16 protein-coding genes are annotated in these 18,940 nt (G+C 39.3%); 11 read left to right on the plus strand and 5 right to left on the minus strand.

All coding sequences use genetic code 11. From position 1 onward, the window contains the following. The first annotated feature begins 56 nt into the window (after positions 1-56). The 3 genes from SC428_RS00810 to SC428_RS00820 all read left to right on the plus strand — a co-directional run bounded on the left by SC428_RS00810 (position 57) and on the right by SC428_RS00820 (position 5,575). Positions 57-854: an energy transducer TonB gene (locus SC428_RS00810; RefSeq protein WP_318705529.1), complete on the plus strand. Its 798-nt coding sequence runs from the start codon at positions 57-59 to the stop codon at positions 852-854. Between the two features lie 20 nt (positions 855-874). Continuing rightward, positions 875-3,037, plus strand: a complete 2,163-nt coding sequence (locus SC428_RS00815) for a S9 family peptidase (protein WP_272580072.1) — start codon at positions 875-877, stop codon at positions 3,035-3,037. A 282-nt stretch (positions 3,038-3,319) separates the two neighbouring features. Further along, the gene (locus tag SC428_RS00820) at positions 3,320-5,575 is read left to right on the plus strand and encodes a TonB-dependent receptor domain-containing protein (RefSeq protein ID WP_318705532.1); all 2,256 of its coding nucleotides are present in this window, start codon (positions 3,320-3,322) and stop codon (positions 5,573-5,575) included. A 96-nt stretch (positions 5,576-5,671) separates the two neighbouring features. Here the strand turns inward: SC428_RS00820 and xseA are convergent, their stop codons facing one another. Beyond that, the gene (gene xseA / locus SC428_RS00825; protein WP_070928305.1) at positions 5,672-7,051 is read right to left on the minus strand and encodes an exodeoxyribonuclease VII large subunit; all 1,380 of its coding nucleotides are present in this window, start codon (positions 7,049-7,051) and stop codon (positions 5,672-5,674) included. Positions 7,052-7,222: 171 nt separating this feature from the next. Here xseA and guaB point away from each other — a divergent pair, with 171 nt between their 5' ends. From guaB to SC428_RS00845, 4 genes are all read left to right on the plus strand, one after another. Then, complete coding sequence (gene guaB / locus SC428_RS00830; protein WP_070928303.1) at positions 7,223-8,689, plus strand: IMP dehydrogenase; 1,467 nt, start codon at positions 7,223-7,225, stop codon at positions 8,687-8,689. 86 nt (positions 8,690-8,775) lie between these two features. After that, positions 8,776-10,353: a glutamine-hydrolyzing GMP synthase gene (gene guaA, locus SC428_RS00835; protein ID WP_070928302.1), complete on the plus strand. Its 1,578-nt coding sequence runs from the start codon at positions 8,776-8,778 to the stop codon at positions 10,351-10,353. 361 nt (positions 10,354-10,714) lie between these two features. After that, positions 10,715-11,383 carry a hypothetical protein gene (locus SC428_RS00840; protein ID WP_140179454.1) on the plus strand — a complete coding sequence of 223 codons (669 nt, stop codon included), beginning with the start codon at positions 10,715-10,717 and terminating at the stop codon, positions 11,381-11,383. Next, positions 11,376-12,092 (plus strand): Fic/DOC family protein, encoded by a 717-nt coding sequence (locus SC428_RS00845; RefSeq protein ID WP_318705537.1) that lies wholly within the window; start codon positions 11,376-11,378, stop codon positions 12,090-12,092. Before SC428_RS00840 ends, SC428_RS00845 begins: the two co-directional genes overlap by 8 nt. 112 nt (positions 12,093-12,204) lie before the next feature. Here SC428_RS00845 and SC428_RS00850 read toward each other — a convergent pair whose 3' ends face one another. Both SC428_RS00850 and SC428_RS00855 read right to left on the minus strand, forming a co-directional pair. Next, a complete protein-coding gene (locus SC428_RS00850; protein WP_140187273.1) occupies positions 12,205-13,521 on the minus strand; it encodes a type II toxin-antitoxin system HipA family toxin in 1,317 nt (438 codons plus the stop codon). Further along, positions 13,515-13,841 carry a helix-turn-helix transcriptional regulator gene (locus SC428_RS00855; RefSeq protein WP_070928292.1) on the minus strand — a complete coding sequence of 109 codons (327 nt, stop codon included), beginning with the start codon at positions 13,839-13,841 and terminating at the stop codon, positions 13,515-13,517. The genes SC428_RS00850 and SC428_RS00855 overlap by 7 nt, the downstream gene beginning before the upstream one ends. A 297-nt stretch (positions 13,842-14,138) precedes the next feature. Here SC428_RS00855 and SC428_RS00860 point away from each other — a divergent pair, with 297 nt between their 5' ends. After that, the gene (locus SC428_RS00860; RefSeq protein WP_070928290.1) at positions 14,139-14,876 is read left to right on the plus strand and encodes a phosphatase; all 738 of its coding nucleotides are present in this window, start codon (positions 14,139-14,141) and stop codon (positions 14,874-14,876) included. 51 nt (positions 14,877-14,927) lie between these two features. On the opposite strand, the gene SC428_RS00865 is transcribed toward SC428_RS00860, so the two are convergent. Together SC428_RS00865 and SC428_RS00870 are read right to left on the minus strand one after the other, a co-directional pair. Beyond that, positions 14,928-15,398 (minus strand): GNAT family N-acetyltransferase, encoded by a 471-nt coding sequence (locus SC428_RS00865; protein ID WP_070928288.1) that lies wholly within the window; start codon positions 15,396-15,398, stop codon positions 14,928-14,930. 142 nt (positions 15,399-15,540) lie between these two features. Beyond that, the gene (locus tag SC428_RS00870) at positions 15,541-15,717 is read right to left on the minus strand and encodes a hypothetical protein (RefSeq protein WP_233445742.1); all 177 of its coding nucleotides are present in this window, start codon (positions 15,715-15,717) and stop codon (positions 15,541-15,543) included. Between the two features lie 388 nt (positions 15,718-16,105). On the opposite strand from SC428_RS00870, the gene SC428_RS00875 reads away from it, so the two are divergent. The 3 genes from SC428_RS00875 (at position 16,106) to rlmA (ending at position 18,893) form a co-directional block, all read left to right on the plus strand. Beyond that, entirely contained in the window at positions 16,106-17,416 is a 1,311-nt protein-coding gene (locus SC428_RS00875) for a serine hydrolase (protein WP_318705544.1), read from the plus strand. A gap of 342 nt (positions 17,417-17,758) precedes the next feature. Further along, positions 17,759-17,956: a hypothetical protein gene (locus tag SC428_RS00880; RefSeq protein WP_081335949.1), complete on the plus strand. Its 198-nt coding sequence runs from the start codon at positions 17,759-17,761 to the stop codon at positions 17,954-17,956. A gap of 112 nt (positions 17,957-18,068) precedes the next feature. Continuing rightward, positions 18,069-18,893 (plus strand): 23S rRNA (guanine(745)-N(1))-methyltransferase, encoded by an 825-nt coding sequence (rlmA, locus tag SC428_RS00885; RefSeq protein ID WP_318705547.1) that lies wholly within the window; start codon positions 18,069-18,071, stop codon positions 18,891-18,893. Positions 18,894-18,940 lie beyond the last annotated feature (47 nt).

The raw sequence follows: 18,940 nt of genomic DNA on the forward strand, positions 1-18,940 counted from the left end.
CATTTACAAGTGTAATTGATTATCATTTGAGTTTTTGCACAGCATATAAGATCAAAATGAGTACAATGACATTTGGGTACTACCAAAACACAAAAATGGGTGGTGCTGTTATTATTGCAATTGCATTACATCTTGTGATTGTTTGGCTGTTTTTACACAATGATGCTCAACAATCATGGGATGACTTCACGCCACCTCCATCTGTTGTGATGGAGCTTTCAATGGAGGCAGAAGCTAAACAAGTCACTGAAGTGAATATTGGGCAAATCCAAGAGGTTTCTGTCGCGAGTAAAGCGCAACAAGCCACACCAGAAGAATCTCAACTTCCATCCTTGCCAACCAATGAACAAGCTGAGTTATTGGTGACTAAAACAGAGAAGCAAAGATCTCAGCCTCTTCCTAAAAAAGAGAGGAGAGAGCAGCCAAAAAAGCCAGTCGAAGTTGTTGAAAGCGATAACTCACGTTCAAGTGTCGCGCCCGTTACAAGTGATGCCGCTGCACTCAAAACGACAGACCGAGTTGCTGCTAACTTGAACAGTCATTCACAGGCTATGCTTGATGCAGAAAAGCAATGGCAGGCACTGGTGCTTGGAAAGTTAAATAAATATAAACGTTACCCCGATGACGCACGTCGGCGCAATCGGACAGGCATTCCTGTCATCATATTTGATGTGGATGCCCAAGGGTATGTCATCAAAAGTTCACTTGTTAAAGCGTCAGGAACTCGCTCTCTGGATAGGGAGGCTGAAAAGGTCATTTTTAGAGCACAGCCTTTGCCAGTCCCTCCTTCACAAATGATCCGAAATGGCAAAGTCACTGTACGTATGCCGATCGATTTTACGCTTGGAAATTAACTACTCATCAAGGTAACAGAATGATTTTTCGATTAAAGGTATTGCCAGCGACTATGCAGATCACTAAATTTTGTCTGATAACATTTATCGGACTACATATAGGTAGTAGCCTTGCGGAGGAACAAATGTCAGCACCAAAGGCAAAAAAACAACCATATACAATGACAACACATGGCGATACCCGTGTTGATAACTATTATTGGTTAAGAGATGACCAAAGAAAATCGCCAGAAATTATCGATTATCTTGAAAAAGAAAATGCATATAGCAAACAACAACTGTCATTGGGTGAGCCACTTAAAAAACAGATTTACGATGAATTATTGTCTCGGATGAAACAAGACGATGAATCAGTACCTTATAATTATAATGGTTACACTTATCGCAGCCGTTTTGAAGCGGGTAAAAACTATCCCATTTATGAACGTCGCCCTGTAAATAGTGAAGAGGAATGGCAACTATTGGTAGATGGTAATCAACGTGCAGAAGGTGTCGAATACTATCGCTTAGGTGCACTGACGGTTTCACCTGATAATAAAATGGTCGCTATTGCAGAAGATAAAGAAGGGCGTAATAACTATGAGGTCTCTTTCCGTTCGTTAGATAATCAAGAATGGAAAAATCATGAGTTAACCAACACATCCGGGAATATAGTTTGGGCGAATGACAGTAATACGCTGTTTTACGTCAATAAAGATTTACAAACATTATTGCCATACCAAGTTTTTCGTCATCAGGTTGGTACCCCGCAAAAGCAAGATACTAAAGTGTATGAAGAAGGTGATGATACTTATTATGTCAGTATCTCGAAATCAACTTCCAAAGATTATATTTTGATTGGTATCACAAGCACAGAAACGTCAGAGTATCGCTTGCTTGATGCAAACAAACCTAATGAAGACGCGAAAGTATTTCAAGCGCGTAAAACAGGCGTGGAATACTACCCTGATCATTTCCGAGGGAAATTTTATATACGTTCAAATCATCAAAACCCTCTATTTGGGCTGTATGTTAGCGATGCCACTGGCGATAAATGGGAAACCTTGATTGCCCCTCGCGATAATGTTGATTTAGAAGGCTTTGAGTTATTTAACCAATGGTTAGTATTAGAAGAGCGGCAAAATGGTTTAGTCAATATTCGCCAAATTAACTGGGAAAACAAAGAAGAGAATTATGTTAGCTTTGATGATCCTGCTTATATGGCGTGGATTGATAATAACCCCGATCCTGATACGAATAAATTACGCTATGGCTATTCATCAATGACAACGCCGTCTTCTGTGTATGAAATAGATATGCAGACGCAAGAAAAGCAGTTATTGAAGCAGCAAGAAGTAAAAGATTTTGATAAGTCTCAATATCAGAGCGAACGATTGTGGATCACGGCTCAAGATGGCACCAAAGTGCCTGTTTCCTTGGTTTATCGTAAGGATCTCTTTAAACAAGGTAAAAACCCACTGTTAGTCTATGGATATGGGGCGTATGGGTATAGTATTGATCCTTCGTTTAGTTCTTCGCGTTTATCATTGCTAGATAGAGGTTTTGTCTATGCAATCGCACATATCCGTGGTGGCGGTGAACTGGGCAAGAAATGGTATTTGCAGGGCAAAACTGTCAATAAAATGAACTCATTTACTGATTTTGTTGATGTCACGAAAGCTTTAATTAACCAAGGTTATGGTCAATCAGGGCATGTTTACGCCATGGGGGGCAGTGCTGGTGGCCTATTAATGGGAACCGTGGTTAATATCGCACCTGAGCTTTATGAAGGGGTCGTGGCATCAGTGCCCTTTGTCGATGTGGTGACAACGATGCTAGACCCATCAATACCGCTAACCACGGGTGAGTATGATGAATGGGGTAATCCAGAAAATGCAGAGGATTACTGGCGTATTAAGGCGTATAGCCCATACGATAATGTTAAAAATCAGCGCTATCCTCACATGTTAGTAACGACAGGTTTGCATGATTCTCAAGTGCAGTATTGGGAACCTGCTAAGTGGGTAGCAAAATTACGCGATAATAAACAAGGTGATTCACTACTATTGCTAGAAACGAATATGAATGCAGGGCATGGGGGAAAATCAGGTCGTTATAATGCCTTGGATGATATTGCCCTTGATTATAGTTTTATTTTAATGTTGGAAGATAAAAAACACTATTTCCCACAATTAAAAAAGTAAAGAGTTAATATACTAATAAAAGCAGAGATTAGGTCATGGTTTATATATCATGACCTAATCGCTATACAAATAATTTGAGTTGTACTTGTCATACTTTAAATTGTAGCGCCTTCCATATAAAGTTTGGTGATTACTCCTATTTATACTAGTCACCTATTTATAGAGGATTTTAGCGACTTATCTATTTGTCGCTAGCTACGCTTTAAATTGTTTTGACAATATATATCTTATTTGAAGCATGTGAGCGTATATTTTTATTATTGCGTTTACAGGAATGGTTAAATGGATCGTAAATTAAAATTATTAGGAGCCAGCTTTTTAATGACTGGGCTTCATGGTCTTGCTTTGGCTGACACTTCACAGCAAAAAAATAGTGATGACACAATACAATTTAGTAAATTAAACGTCTCTGCTGCACACAAACAAACGCCTTTGGTTAAGGCATTAGAAAAACCCGGCGCCTTTAGTGCAGTGGGAACGGAAAATAAACTGGAGGGATTGGATAAAATTATTCGTACCATGCCCGGCACTTACACTCAAATGGATGCTAGCCAAGGTACGGTAAACGTCAATATTCGCGGTTTAAGTGGTTTTGGTCGTGTGAATATGATGGTAGACGGTATTACACAGACCTATTATGGCATATCGCCGAGTAACTATACTCATGGGCAACAGCCTAATAATGATTTTGGTGCCCTGATTGATCCTAATTTTATTGTCGAAGTTGAAGTTGAAAAGGGGCAATTAAATGGTGGAAATAGCGTCAATGCCCTTGCTGGGAGTGCTAATTTTCGCACAATAGGGATTGAAGATGTTATTTTTGCAGGAAGTTCATATGGATTAAGAAGTAAAGCTCGTTGGGGGGATAATGGGCTAGGTTATAACGGAATGGTAGCAGTGGCGGGTAAAACAGCCATTAATGAGGATAAAGGCTATTTCGGTGGTTTAATTGCGATGAGTGGTCATAATATTCCTGCAAATTATAAAAATGGTGCTGGCTATGATAGTGATGACTTTGCAACAGATAATACATTTAAACAAAAACCTCAGTCACAATTAACTAAACTAAAATATAAACCTAATGATAGTCATGAATTAGAGTTCAGTGGGCGTTTTTATCAAAATAAATTAACTCGCCGTAAAATAGACAGTGAAGATTATTATATTAAATATAAATACACACCACTGAATGAACTTATTGATACTGAGATTATTGTTAATCATGGTAAGAGTAATCAAAAATTTGAAGGTGACTCACTCGGTTGGGCATTAAGACAAGGGGAGTCGAAAAATATTGCTGACGGCATAAACTTAAGTAATACCAGCCGATTTTCATATGGAGAAATGGACTATGAATGGAAAATTGGCTCAAAACTTATAAAAAATAAATATCAAAGAGAAGTCTCTAGTGCCGTTGATGCAGACACATTAATTTATAATCCATTTTCGCCAAGTGGCACATTAGATCTTGCCAGTATGTATACGCAGTTTAATGCTAGATATGATATTTACACGGCAACGTTTGATTTGAACTACACACACTACCAATTAAAAGGTTTTAAACCTGCTTGTGATTATGATGTGAAATGCTTTCCTCAAGGGGATGCTTCCATTAATTTACGAGAAGGCGGCTTTAACCCAGGTATTTTACTTTCTGCTGAAATAATCCCTGAGTTTCAACCTTTTGTGAGTTATGCGCACTCTATGCGAGCACCTAATTCGCAGGAGGTATTTTATTCGCAAAATGGCGGTAACTCGATGAACCCGTTCTTAAAGGGCGAAAAAGCACAAACATGGCAAATAGGATTTAACAGTATTAGGCCTGATCTTATCGTTCAAGGCGACCAATTTAATTTAAAAGCGCTTTGGTTCCACACTAAAGTAAAAGATTATATTACCAGTAAACCTTATTTGCTCTGCCGTCCGAGAACCGAAGCTGAATTTGAATGGTGTTTAATGAATGATGATGTTTGGGATAAGGAATTCCCAGATTTTATGCAGAAAAGTTATATTTACATGAATGATCCAAGAAATGTTAATTTAAGTGGCTATGAATTACAGGCAAATTATGATACAGGTGTATTTTATTCAACATTATCTTATACCAAAGAAACGGGCGACCAACCTAATTCGATAGCCAGTGTTGCTGATTTTAGTGCGGGTGACTTCAGTGAATTGCCTGATTACTATCTAACATTGGATAGCGGTGTGCGGCTACTCGATGAAAAATTAACATTAGGCTCCACAATTACCATTACAGGGCCCGCAAAGCGTATCGGTGTTGAATCCTTAGTTGATAATAATGGTGATGCACTGAAAGATAAATATGAAAAACAACCAACAATTATTGATTTGTATGCTGATTATGAAATCAATAAAAATGTGACTTTAATGTTCAATATTAATAATGTGACTAATAAAGCGTACTCAGATGCGTTAAATCGTGCTAATTCAACGGCAATAATGGAAGAACGTAGCAAAAGTAATGCTACGGCTAGAGGCCGCTCTTATATGGTGGGAGGAATAGTACGCTTTTAAATAGATACAAGACACTTTTCAAGTGACTGCTACCAAACATGATATGTTTGACGGCAGTTTGAGGGATGCCAATTTGGGCATCCCTTATTTTGAACTTTATTTACTGACAGAGCGTGGGGCGCGTTTGGTTTTTAACTTTGTTACCTCAGTCACTTCACTTTCAACCCAACCATCATTGAGTCGTGTTTTTAGTTTTTGTCCTAATTTAACTTGCGAAGTTTTTTTCAATACGGTGCCATCGGTCGTTTCACTAATGCTAAACCCACGCGCTAAAGTGGCTAACGGACTCACCGTTTCCATTTTTGAACACGCAACCGCAAAACGTTGTTTATAGCTATTTAATAGCTCAGAAACCCTATTTTGCAAATAATATTGTGTTTGCTGTAATGAACGTTGCTGCCTTTGTAATTGTGGGCGTAAATCCTGTTGTGACAAGCGGCGCTGTAGCTGTTCATAACGCATTTGAGCATTTTGCATTCGCCTAGTCATAGCTTGATTAAGTTTTTGGCTCAGTAGACTGAGTTGATGTTGTTGCCTTGCCAAACGTAATTGGGGATGCTGCTGCTGTAAGCGGTGTTGTAAACGACTAAAACGTTGCTGTTGACCAGCAAGATAATAATCCATCGCCATTTCTAGGTGTTGCTGTGATGATTGCAACTGGCGGATCAATTCCAGTTGATTACGACTGACTAATTCAGCAGCGGCGGAAGGTGTTGGTGCACGCACATCAGCAACAAAATCGGCAATGGTGACATCGGTCTCATGACCAACAGCACTGACAATCGGGATTTGGCTGGCAAAGATGGCTCTGGCAACAATTTCCTCATTGAATGCCCATAAATCCTCTAATGATCCCCCACCGCGGCCAACAATCAGCACATCACATTCACTACGCAAGTTAGCGATTGCAATGGCTCTAGCGATTTGAGCAGGCGCTTGTTCTCCTTGTACCGCGGTAGGATAAATAACCACGGGTAATGAAGGGTCACGGCGGCGCAGAATATGCAAAATATCATGTAATGCTGCGCCGGTTGCTGAAGTGATCACCCCGATACGTTTTGCTGGTGAGGGCAAGGTTTGCTTGTGTCTGGCATCAAATAACCCTTCAGCGCCGAGGGATTGTTTCAACAACTCAAACCGTTGTTGTAATAATCCTTCACCAGCAGGTTGCATACTTTCAATGATGATTTGATAGTCACCACGTGGTTCATACAGGGTGACAGTGGCGCGTACTAATACTTGCTGACCATTTTGTGGACGAAAAGTAACACGTGTATTTTGCCCGCGGAACATAGCCGCACGAACCTGAGCTTTGTCATCTTTTAAGGTGAGATACCAATGACCTGAGCTAGGTTGTGAAAAGTTTGAGATTTCGGCTGTTAACCAAACTCGACCCATTTGGCGGTCTAGAAGTTCACGAACCGCTTGATTAAGTTTGCTGACAGAATAAATTCCACTATTTTCTTGTATTGACATGTGAGCTAGATCAAACTCTAAAACAATGACTTAATTGATTGATACTAACCTAGTCAGAGCAGTTATCAAGTTTTTTTTCAAAAAAAGGCTGGAGGCAATCGGTTTCGGTGTGTATAATGCCGCGGCAATATTTTATACCTTTCCATAACGCTGCCTGGTGAGATATTGCCTATGTTACGCATTAAAAAAGAAGCTCTAACTTTCGACGACGTATTGCTCGTTCCTGCACACTCAACCGTATTACCAAACACGGCCGATCTGTCTACTCAACTGACTGCAACTATCCGCCTGAATATTCCTATGCTCTCCGCTGCGATGGATACTGTGACCGAATCTGATCTTGCTATTGCATTAGCTCAAGAGGGCGGTCTTGGTTTTATTCACAAAAATATGCCTATTGAGCGCCAAGCTGAAGAAGTTCGTCGTGTGAAAAAACACGAAAGTGGTGTGGTGACTGATCCTGTTACTGTGACGCCAGACACTACCATTCGTGAAGTTCAAGAAATGGCAGAGCGCAATGGCTTTGCTGGCTATCCTGTCGTTGCTGCTGATAACTCTTTAGTTGGGATTATCACTGGCCGTGATGTTCGCTTTGTTACCGATTTAGACCAACCTGTTACCGCAGTGATGACGCCTAAAGAGCGTTTAGTCACCGTGAAAGAAGGTGAAGCACGTGAAGTCGTTCTGCAAAAAATGCATGAAAAACGTGTTGAAAAAGCCTTAGTTATCGATGATAACTTCCACCTTCTAGGAATGATCACAGTTAAAGACTTCCAAAAAGCAGAACGTAAACCTAATGCATGTAAAGACGAACAAGGTCGTTTGCGTGTTGGTGCGGCTGTTGGTGCTGGTGCTGGTAATGAAGAGCGTGTTGATGCACTTGTTGCCGCAGGCGTTGATGTCTTATTGATCGACTCATCACATGGTCACTCAGAAGGCGTGCTACAGCGCATTCGTGAAACACGTCAAAAATACCCTGACTTACAAATTATCGGTGGTAACGTTGCAACAGCTGAAGGCGCGAAAGCGTTGGCTGAAGCAGGGGTTAGCGCAGTTAAAGTGGGTATCGGTCCTGGCTCTATTTGTACAACACGTATCGTAACAGGTGTGGGTGTACCGCAAATTACCGCTATTGCCGATGCTGTAGAAGCATTAGAAGGCACTGGTATCCCTGTTATTGCTGATGGTGGTATCCGTTTCTCTGGTGATATTTCGAAAGCGATCGCGGCGGGTGCTGCTTGTGTGATGGTCGGTTCAATGTTTGCAGGTACCGAAGAATCTCCGGGCGAAACTATTTTGTTCCAAGGCCGTACTTATAAAGCATACCGTGGTATGGGGTCATTAGGGGCAATGTCGAAAGGTTCTTCAGATCGTTACTTCCAAACGGATAACGCGGCGGACAAACTCGTTCCTGAAGGAATTGAAGGTCGTGTGGCTTATAAAGGTCGCTTAAAAGATATTATTCACCAACAAATGGGTGGTTTGCGTTCCTGTATGGGACTGACGGGTTGCGCTACTATTGATGCCCTGCGTACTAAAGCCGAGTTTGTTCGCATCAGTGGTGCGGGTATCCAAGAAAGCCACGTACACGATGTAACCATTACTAAAGAATCCCCAAATTACCGTCTGGGGCAATAACAGCACATATTTCAGGGTGGCGCTGTCCTTAATTACAGTGCCACCGATTTTCTATTTTTGACTTGAATTTTTGGAATTCTCCTCAAATGACAACAAATATCCATAAGCATCGCATTCTTATTCTTGATTTCGGCTCACAGTACTCACAGCTGATTGCCCGCCGTATTCGTGAAATTGGCGTTTATTGTGAACTCTGGGCGTGGGACGTTTCAGAAGAGCAAATTCGTGAATTCAATCCAAATGGTATTATTCTTTCAGGTGGCCCAGAAAGCACGACTGAAAATGATAGCCCACGTGCACCTGAATATGTCTTTAAAGCAGGTGTACCCGTTTTAGGTATCTGCTATGGCATGCAAACCATGTCAATGCAGCTAGGTGGTGCAGTTGAAGTTTCTGGCGAGCGCGAATTTGGTTATGCCAAAGTTGAAGTGACTGAGCCATGTGATCTGTTCCGTGACATTCAAGACTCTCTAAGCGAAAATGGTACTCCAGTACTGGATGTTTGGATGAGCCATGGTGATAAAGTGACAGCAATTCCAGCTGACTTTAAAACTATTGCCAGTACGCCAAGCTGCCCGTTCGCTATCATGGCAAATGAAGAGAAAAAATTCTATGGTGTGCAATTCCATCCTGAAGTAACTCATACTTATCAAGGCCTGAATATTCTAAAACGCTTTGTACAAGAAATTTGCCATTGTGAAGCGCTATGGACGCCAGCTGCCATTATCGATGACACTGTAGCTCGTCTAAAAGAACAAATCGGTGATGATCACGTTATATTGGCACTGTCAGGTGGTGTAGATTCCTCAGTGACTGCATTACTATTAAACCGTGCAATTGGTAAACGTTTAACCTGTGTATTTGTTGATAACGGCTTACTACGTTTAAACGAAGCCGACCAAGTAATGGAAATGTTTGCTGGCAAATTCGACCTGAACATTATCCACGTTAAAGCAGAAGATCGCTTTTTGAATGCATTAGCGGGTATTAATGATCCCGAAGCAAAACGTAAGGCGATTGGTCACGTGTTTATTGATGTATTCGATGAGGAAGCATCAAAACAAACTCAAGTTAAGTGGCTGGCACAAGGTACAATTTACCCAGACATCATTGAATCTGCCGCATCAGCCACAGGTAAAGCACACGTTATTAAATCTCACCATAACGTAGGCGGCTTACCAGAAGACATGAAACTGGGTCTTGTTGAACCATTGAAAGAGCTGTTCAAAGACGAAGTGCGTAAAATTGGTCTTGAACTTGGCCTGCCATACGACATGTTATATCGCCATCCATTCCCAGGTCCGGGCCTTGGTGTTCGTGTTCTTGGCGAAGTGAAGAAAGAGTACTGCGATCTCCTACGCCGTGCGGATGCAATTTTTATTGAAGAACTGCATAAAGCAGATCTTTACCATAAAGTTAGCCAAGCATTCACGGTATTCCTTCCTGTTCGTTCCGTTGGCGTGATGGGTGATGGCCGTAAATATGATTGGGTGGTTTCTTTACGTGCAGTAGAAACTATCGACTTTATGACCGCTCATTGGGCGCATTTACCGTATGACTTCCTCGGCCGTGTTTCAAACCGCATTATCAATGAGGTCAATGGCATTTCAAGGGTGGTGTATGATATTAGCGGTAAACCACCAGCGACAATTGAGTGGGAATAATCCCGCAATAAGAATTAGCTAGCAGTGACTGGCAAAATAACAAGTTAAGCCCATGTAAAAATGGGCTTTTTTTTGGATGCTGGTCGGAAGGAGCTAATTCAAAATTCCAAAAATTCTTATATTGCCGCCCTAGTAGAACGCCATTCACGTTATGTTATGCTAGCCTTTTTGGGGGAAAATTATACAAATTAGCAACTAAAACAGTTGATTATATCTGTTCGATGATTGCAATAATGTATAACAATAGATGTCGGTAGTAAGTGTTTGAATGTTATGTAATTGACTGTAAATAAATAAGAAAATTGAAAAAAATACGTTTTCTTGTTACAATTTAATAGTAGTTTACTGGGGAGATGTTTATATGAAGCTCGAAACTCGTATGCGTCAGTCGATTCAACACCGTCGTGGGGTTGTACTGACTCGTTCTGATCTGGCTCCATTGGGAAGCAAGACCCAAGTTACTCACGCATTAAATGTGTTAGTGAATAATGGTGAACTTCTTCGCCTTTCTCAAGGAATTTACGCTAAAGCCAAAAGGATGGGGAATGATGTAAAAGCGCAAGGTAGTCTTGATGTTATCATTCGTGAAGCAGCCAACAAATTAGGCTTCCAGCTTCGCCAAAAAGACTTGTGCTTCGAGAAAGTAAATGCCACACAAGGTGAAATTATTGTTGTAGTCGATGCACCTAGAGTTAAGCGCAAGCTTATCATCAATGGGAAGACTATTTGTTTTCGTAGCTATAGCTGTAAGTCTGCTATTAAAAATACAGTATTCAAATTGGCAAAGACACCTCCTACTAAAGGAGTTGCTCGTTATGTAGTAGAGCTTGCTCGCTATTACAACGTATCCTATTGCTTCAATGCGATGGATCAGTGGGCTGATGCTGTAACTCGCCTAGCGGGTGATGAAGTGGTACATGATACCGTAGAAGATCTTCTTGTAGCTCTAAAACGAGCGGGTAAAATCACCAAGCAAGAAGTTGCGATGTTGTCAGTCAATTACCTGCGAGAGCAAAAACAAAGTGTTTGACCCGTTTAATGATTTTGAGCAAGTCGGTTATTTACGTAACCATTATGGTGAAAAAGACCCTAAAATTGTTCGTCAACTTGAACACACAATGTTTCGTGCTGCTTTAGATGAAGCATTATCTTACTTAGCGGGAAAAGAAGTCTTACACTATGAAGATTTCTTGGGCGTTCATCGGATATTATTCGAAGCATTCTATCCGTGGGCAGGTCAAGATCGTGCAATTACCGCGCCTAATTGTGCGGTATCTAAAGCTGGTACGATGTTTTGTCATCCCAATCACGCACGGTTAGCTATTGAGCAGGGCTTGCGTATCGGACAGAATGCAGAGTTTATGCGTCAGCGTCCTGGTGAGGTTATGGGCTTTTTTGCTTATGGGCATCCATTTCTTGATGGAAATGGGCGTACTATGTTAATTGTTCACAATGAGCTCTGTCATCGAGCAGGTTTCTCGATTGATTGGCATAGAACTAATAAAACGGATTATTTAAGAGCTTTAAGCGCTGAAATTGAATCTCCATCAAGAGGTTTTTTGGATAACTATTTATTTCAGTTTATAGATAGTACTAGAGATCGAAATCTTTGGGGGGAGTCTATAATTGATATTCGTGGTTTAGATGGGCAAAGTATAGAAAATTCCGTAGATGGTGAGTACACGGATATAGCAGTTGCTCAAAAGTATCAATCATTTGAGAAGAATAGAGGTCTGTGACAAACTTTCCTCGTTTTTATAGCTCAATATGATATTTTTCATAAGGCTTATTTTATTAGCTAATTACAAAGTTAATATATTTATATAAATGGTGATTAAGTTTTAATTTTATTTAGATATGTAACCTCAAATTCCCCTTAATCTCTTCAACTAGTGTTTTAGGGACATCCCATTCTTTGGCTAGCTCTGGCCATTTTGAAACACTTTCTACTGTTTCATCGATAACTTGATTAATTTTCTTTTTAGTAAAGAGTGGGCTGAGTTTTTCAAGACTATAGAAATCTTCCCGAGTAAAATTATCACGTTTACCGTTTAGGCTCATCCAATGGCTATTGACCCATTTACTGCCGGGTTTATAGCTATATGCCAGATCGTAAGCAGGAGCTAAAGACCATTTATCTCCTTGTAGCATAAAAGCAAAGTTTTTCGCGTGGTCATCGTGATTTCTTGCAATGATATTAAATGCCATTCGGCGTAAAATTTGTAATGCATCTTGCGCTGATAATTTTAATTGGCGGGCGATACCGAACAATTCTGCATAAGAGTATGAGCCCGGTTTTTTATAATCGACGTGGGCGAGTCCATTTAATGTTTGAATATGAATTTTTTTATTACCGATACGATCAAAACGTTGAGTAATAAAATGGCGTCTAGGCCCTTCATGTAATAATCGGCAAGGCATCATATTAATATCGCAATTTATTGCCATTAAATGGTAGACAAACTCCATTGCGCCATAGCCCATTGGATCACCAAATGTTTCTTGGTTTTTGTTGTGCTCACTTACGCCATCAAATTTCATTAGGTAATGAGTAAAGCCTTCAGGAACACTGGCTTGTCCCGACCTCACTTGAGTCAAATCATCGTTAAATGCTAATACGGCTTTAGGGCGAGCGCCTCCAGCACTCATACCGACCGAAAGCAGTGATAGCATTGCTTCACGTGACCCTTGGCCATCACGATCAAGTTCTACGGAAAAATGTTCTCGTAAATCTAAAATTTCTTGAGCTATGGCGACTAAAGATTGGATTTCAACTTGCTGTGATGCATTTAGACGCCGCATTTTAGTGGCAGGTGAATATTCAAGAGCGCCCATTCCACGTTTACCTGTGTATTGCAGTCTTTGTAATGGGGTAATGTCTTGTGGTGATAATCCTCTGTTTGCGACCCAAGCGTTTAATACTGCATTACCAAAATCATCAGGAAGTGAATCGGCAATCAACCCAGGCAGCCCTTTAAAAGTATTATACTCTAATTCAGGGAAATGAAATATTTGGTTAGATAAAGGCATTTTTAGTGGTGAAAGCTCAATGCCTTGTTTAATAAAGTTTGGTTCATATTCAAAAGCGCCAAATCCTTTATCAGAATCAAAGCTGATTGCACCGATTATGTGGTTTTGATAGTTAACATTAATGACTTCCATTACCATTCAATTGCCTCCTCTTCATTTTCTCTATGCTGTTTTGATGCGCGTTGGCGCTTTTTCCCTTGTAATTTAGCCAGTTGTAGAGGCGATATTGGTTGCTTAGGAAGAAATAAATCAAGCTGTTCAGTTAAACTCAAGGCTTGCATGATGGCGACAAAAATATCAAGTTGGGCTTTGCCTTTTTCAGCATTGATGACTGTTTTACGTGCTATTCCAGCAAACTCGGCAACTTCTGACTGAGTGAGGTTTTGATTTAATCTAGCTTGTTTTAGCCGTTCTCCAAGTTCTTCTGCAATTGCAATTGCGCTGAGTTTAGTGTTCATTTAAAGCTCCTCAATGATAACTTTAAAAGCAAAAATCGAACTTAATGTAACTATTTTGGAACCTTATAGATTGAATGTCAAATATCTAGTCATTATGTCACTAAAAAGGGACTTTGTTTATTAAAAAAGCACTTAATGTAACCAAATATGGACTTTATTTTTATATCCTATTTTAATGGCAAATGAAAAAGTAAGCTCAGATAACCATCGAATCACTATAGTTATTATGTTAGTTTGAATAATCACAACATCGTTTTAGAGCACGAAGATTATCAATATAATTATAAGGGTTATTCTATGTATTTAGTTGATTTGCATGCACATACTATTGCCAGCACCCATGCCTACAGTACGTTTAGTGACTATTTTTTGGAAGCGGCTAATAAAGGGATGAAGCTATTTGCGATTACGGATCATGGCCCTGATATGGAAGATGCTCCTCATCAGTGGCATTTTGCAAATATGCCAGTCTTACCGCGTATGGTTAATGGAGTGGGGTTGCTGTATGGCATTGAAGCCAATATTAAGAACAAACAAGGAGAAATTGATTGCAATGATAAAATGGATCGTCAGTTAGATATTATTTTAGCTGGATTTCATGAGCCAGTGTTAGCACCACAAAGTCTAGCTGATAACACAGAAGCCATGATTGCGACTATCCGTAGCGGTAAAGTGCAAATTATCACTCATCCGGGAAATCCAAAATATCCAATTGATATCGAAGCGGTAGCCCAAGCTGCAAAAGAAAGTAATGTCGCATTGGAAATGAATAATTCGTCATTTTTGCACTCTAGAGTTGGAAGTGAGGCGAATTGTTTAGCAATTGCGAAAGCAGTTAAAAAAGCAGGGGGCTGGGTTTCTCTTGGCTCTGACTCTCATTACGCAGGTTACTTAGGTAATTTTGATAAAGTGATTGAAATGTTAAAGTCGATTGATTTTCCTGAAGAGCAAATTTTAAATGTTTCGCCTCGTCGTGTATTGGACTTTTTAGCGTCACATGGTCGTAAACCAATCCCTGAGTTTGATCATTTTTAATTAAATGTTGCCGTTCAGTATACGAGAGACTGAACGGTTTTTATGCTCAAGTTATAGTGATAATACCATACCTATACAAGGAATATCTTTACCAACAAGAACTGAATAATGGTTAACAGGCCCTATCGAGACGAAACCATGTCGATGGTAAAATGTTTCAGCATTAAGTGCAGATTTTAGCATTAATTGTTTAACATTACGCCTTTTAGCTTCTTGTTTGAGTGCATTTACGATCAAGCTACCAGAACCAGATTTAAAATATTCAGGTAAAGTGAAAATAGTATCAAAAGTATTTCTTTTGGTATCAAATGAACCAGTAGCAATTGGGATGTCATCGTCATCTACCGTAACAAAAAAAGGATGTTCAATTATATTCTCACGGTAAAAATCCGGCATTTTATCTGGTGTCCACGCTTTAATAATCTCTTGAGCATAACTTTCGTGGCAACCAACACGGATTGCTTGATTTCTTATAAACCAAAGTCTTTCTGCTTCTGATATGACAGCAAGCCTTACTTTCATTATTTTAACTCTTTTTAATTGGAGGTGATTAATATCAAATCAGAAAGAAAACAAATATACAATTCAAATGGTTAGTTATAGTTTATAACTAACTAATATGTATTAATGTCATTGCTAAAACACAAAGCCTAATTAATTTTAATTATAGGGATATAGCCATATTATTTGAAGGTAAATAAGCAGCTACTAATGCTGAATAATAGTTGCCTGATCCTTGTGATATAACACCGTATTTTTGATAAAAAGTTTCGGCAATAGCTGCTGATTCTAACGTTAATTGTTTTAATATTTCGGCGTAGAGCCTCTTTTTTAATTCCAACTATAATTAAACCAGCAGCACCGTACTCCATATATTCAGGCAATGTAAAAATAGCATCTATGCTCTTTTCTTTTAGCTTTAAGAAACCGGTAGCGATAGCTTTCAGGTATATGTTCTGTGAGCGATGCTGCGTCACATTTGTGTCAAAGCTTTATTGGCAACCTTTACGAATAGCTTGATTGCGAATAAACCAAAGACGCTCAGCTTCTAGTGTTAAAAACAATGTATATCTTAAGGCATAGACAATAAAACAGATCTTTTGATAGTAAAAATAGTTGAGTGAGTGAATGACTCATCTTTTTGGTCGATAGTGATATTCAAAACTGACGCTAATATGGTTATTGAATAATAAAAATAGCAGGTTGTTATCATCACAAAAGGTCAATCCATGAAAAAATATACAACAAATTTATGTTTGCTTTCGACACTCATTTTTACCTCAATAACGGGTTATGCCAATCAAATTAACAATGAATGCAATGTACCTGAGTTGACTAAATGCCCGCAGCCTATCGATAGCTCATACCCTGATGTCAGAAATATGCTGACTTGGGATCAGCAAGAGCGTTTATTAGGTTTTCGCAATGACTATCGCTCTTATCCAGGTGATGTTTTTCATGCTAATAATCCCAAATCATTGGTTAGGGAAATTGAAAATTTAGAAGATGTAACTTATCAAATAAAAGGTATGACATACCGATTAGAAGACTATATTAAACGCAACAATGTTGTTGCATTAATGGTGATTAAAAAAGGAAAGGTCGCATTTGAATATTATGGAAAAGAAAATACAGCGGAAACACTTTGGACTTCTCGTTCAGTAGGAAAATCTATCGTTTCGACACTGGTTGGAATTGCATTACAAGAAGGCAAAATTTCTTCATTAGATGATGCTATTGTCAAATATAATCCTAGTGTTCAAGGTACTGTATGGGAAAATGTAACAATAAAACAATTATTGCAGCATACATCAGGTGTTGAATGGGGAGAAGACTATGAAAATCCGAATTCAGATTTTGCTAAGATGACTGAATGTGAAGCTAACCCTCAGATCTATGCATGTGTGCAAAAATTAGTAATCGATCCAAAGCGTCAATCTTATGCTAAACTAGGAGAGGTATGGCGATATAACTCAGGTGGAGCATGGTTGCTGGGCGATACTTTAGAAAAAGCAACGGGAGTCTCGCTTGCTCAATATTTGCAGAATAAAATTTGGCAGCCATATGGCATGACAAGTGATGGTGTGTGGCAAAGCTATGAACTGGGGAAACATAACACAGGGGCTCATGGTTTTAATGCAACCCTTGAAGACTGGGGGAAGTTTGGACTGTTTTTTGCAGAAAATGGTGTGTTAGCGGATGGCAAACAAATGCTACCGTCCAATTGGCTTACCGAATCCAAAAACTGGGTACAAGCAAAAGACTCAGTTAACCCAAGTTATCCAGAGGGAATATACGGTTTTGAATGGTGGAATAATCGTGTTCCGCAAAAAATGCACAATGTAGAGCCTAAGCAAGGTCTGGATAGTGATAATACATTATGGGCATTAGGGATCTTTGGGCAAATTATCGTGGTAAATCCAAAAGAACAATTAGTGATTGTTCAGTGGTCAACATGGCCTGTTGCACATCCAGCGGAAGATGGTCAGCCACTTGAGGCCTCGTTGATGTTTAATGCAATTAACAATAAATTAAAATAATTTATTAATCAATCAGATGAAGCCTGCCACACAAGTGTAATAAATGGTAGGCTTTTTATTTGAATGGCAAAAATAGCTGAGTAAATTATTGTGTTTTAGTCACAAAAATGAACGCGCTAATATAACAAATGGTCAATAAAAGAAAATGAAAGGGGAGCTTATTTAATATCACCTATTACAAAGGTAAATGGATTATCAACAAAGTGAATAAATACCTCATCACAAATAACCTATAAAAAATCTATACAACTTTAAACTTGTCCTATTGTGAAGTATTCATCCAGTGTGATTTATTAGTGTTGCAAGAACATCCTTGCTTAAATAAACCTGAAGGCACTTAAGATGAAAAAGTTTTTAGCAATCGTAACTGTATTGTCATTAGCTATTTCTAGTTCAGCATTAGCTGCAAGCACAGTAAAAAATGAGCAGTCGGCTTCAACAGTGAAAACCCAAAAAAGTGGTAAAGTACATTCAGCAAGTAAAATAAAAGCACATACTACGCTTGAAAAGAAAGTATCAGCTGAGCCATCTAAAGCATAGCGCTCACCTGAGCTAAAGTTTGTCACACCTATCAGTGCCATGGGGAAATATATTGCCCGTGGCACTGCATCTCTATGGTATACTCAATGTTATTTATTAAGATATATCACTTATGAACTACCAATGTCCTCTATGCTTTCATCCCTTAATACAACACAACCAAAGTTGGAAATGCACTAATAACCATCAATTTGATTGTGCGAAAGAAGGCTATGTTAATTTACTGCCAGTTCAGCATAAACGTTCGAAAGATCCGGGTGATAGTGCAGAAATGATGCAATCGCGTCGGCAATTTTTAAACGCAGGCCACTATGATCTAATGCGTCGATTGGTTGCAGATAAGCTGAAGCAATATATTTCTAAACAAAATAATACTTTATTAGATATCGGTTGTGGGGAAGGTTATTACACCGATTATTTTATGCGGCAGCTGACAACGTCTGATTTTTCACCCATTGTTTATGGTCTAGATGTTTCAAAAGTGGCTATTCGTTATGCGGCAAAACGTTATCCATTAGTTAACTTCTGCGTGGCCTCTAGTCATCGATTACCTTTTGCTGAACAAAGCATTGGCGCAATTGTACGTATCTATGCGCCATGTAAAGCAGAAGAGTTGGCTAGAGTTTTACAAAACAATGGGATCTTAGTAACTGTCACGCCAGCACCTAAGCATCTACAAGAGCTAAAACAATTAATTTACAGCGAAGTTAAGTTGCATCCGATTAAAGAAGAGCCATTGCCTCAATTTAAATTATTAGATGAAACAAACTTAAATTACTCAATGTCATTAACAGGTCATGAAGCATTTGAATTACTACAAATGACCCCTTTTGCATGGCGAGCGAGTGAAGAGGTTAAACAAGTATTAAAGCAGTCTAACACCCAAAATTATACTGCTGACTTTATGATCCGTGTTTATAAATTAATGGAAAAATAATATTTAAATAGGCTCCTGCAATATATACAGGAGCCATCAGAAATTAT

Origin of the sequence: Providencia sp. 2023EL-00965 (assembly GCF_033550225.1) — a bacterium.
Lineage (GTDB): Bacteria > Pseudomonadota > Gammaproteobacteria > Enterobacterales > Enterobacteriaceae > Providencia > Providencia manganoxydans.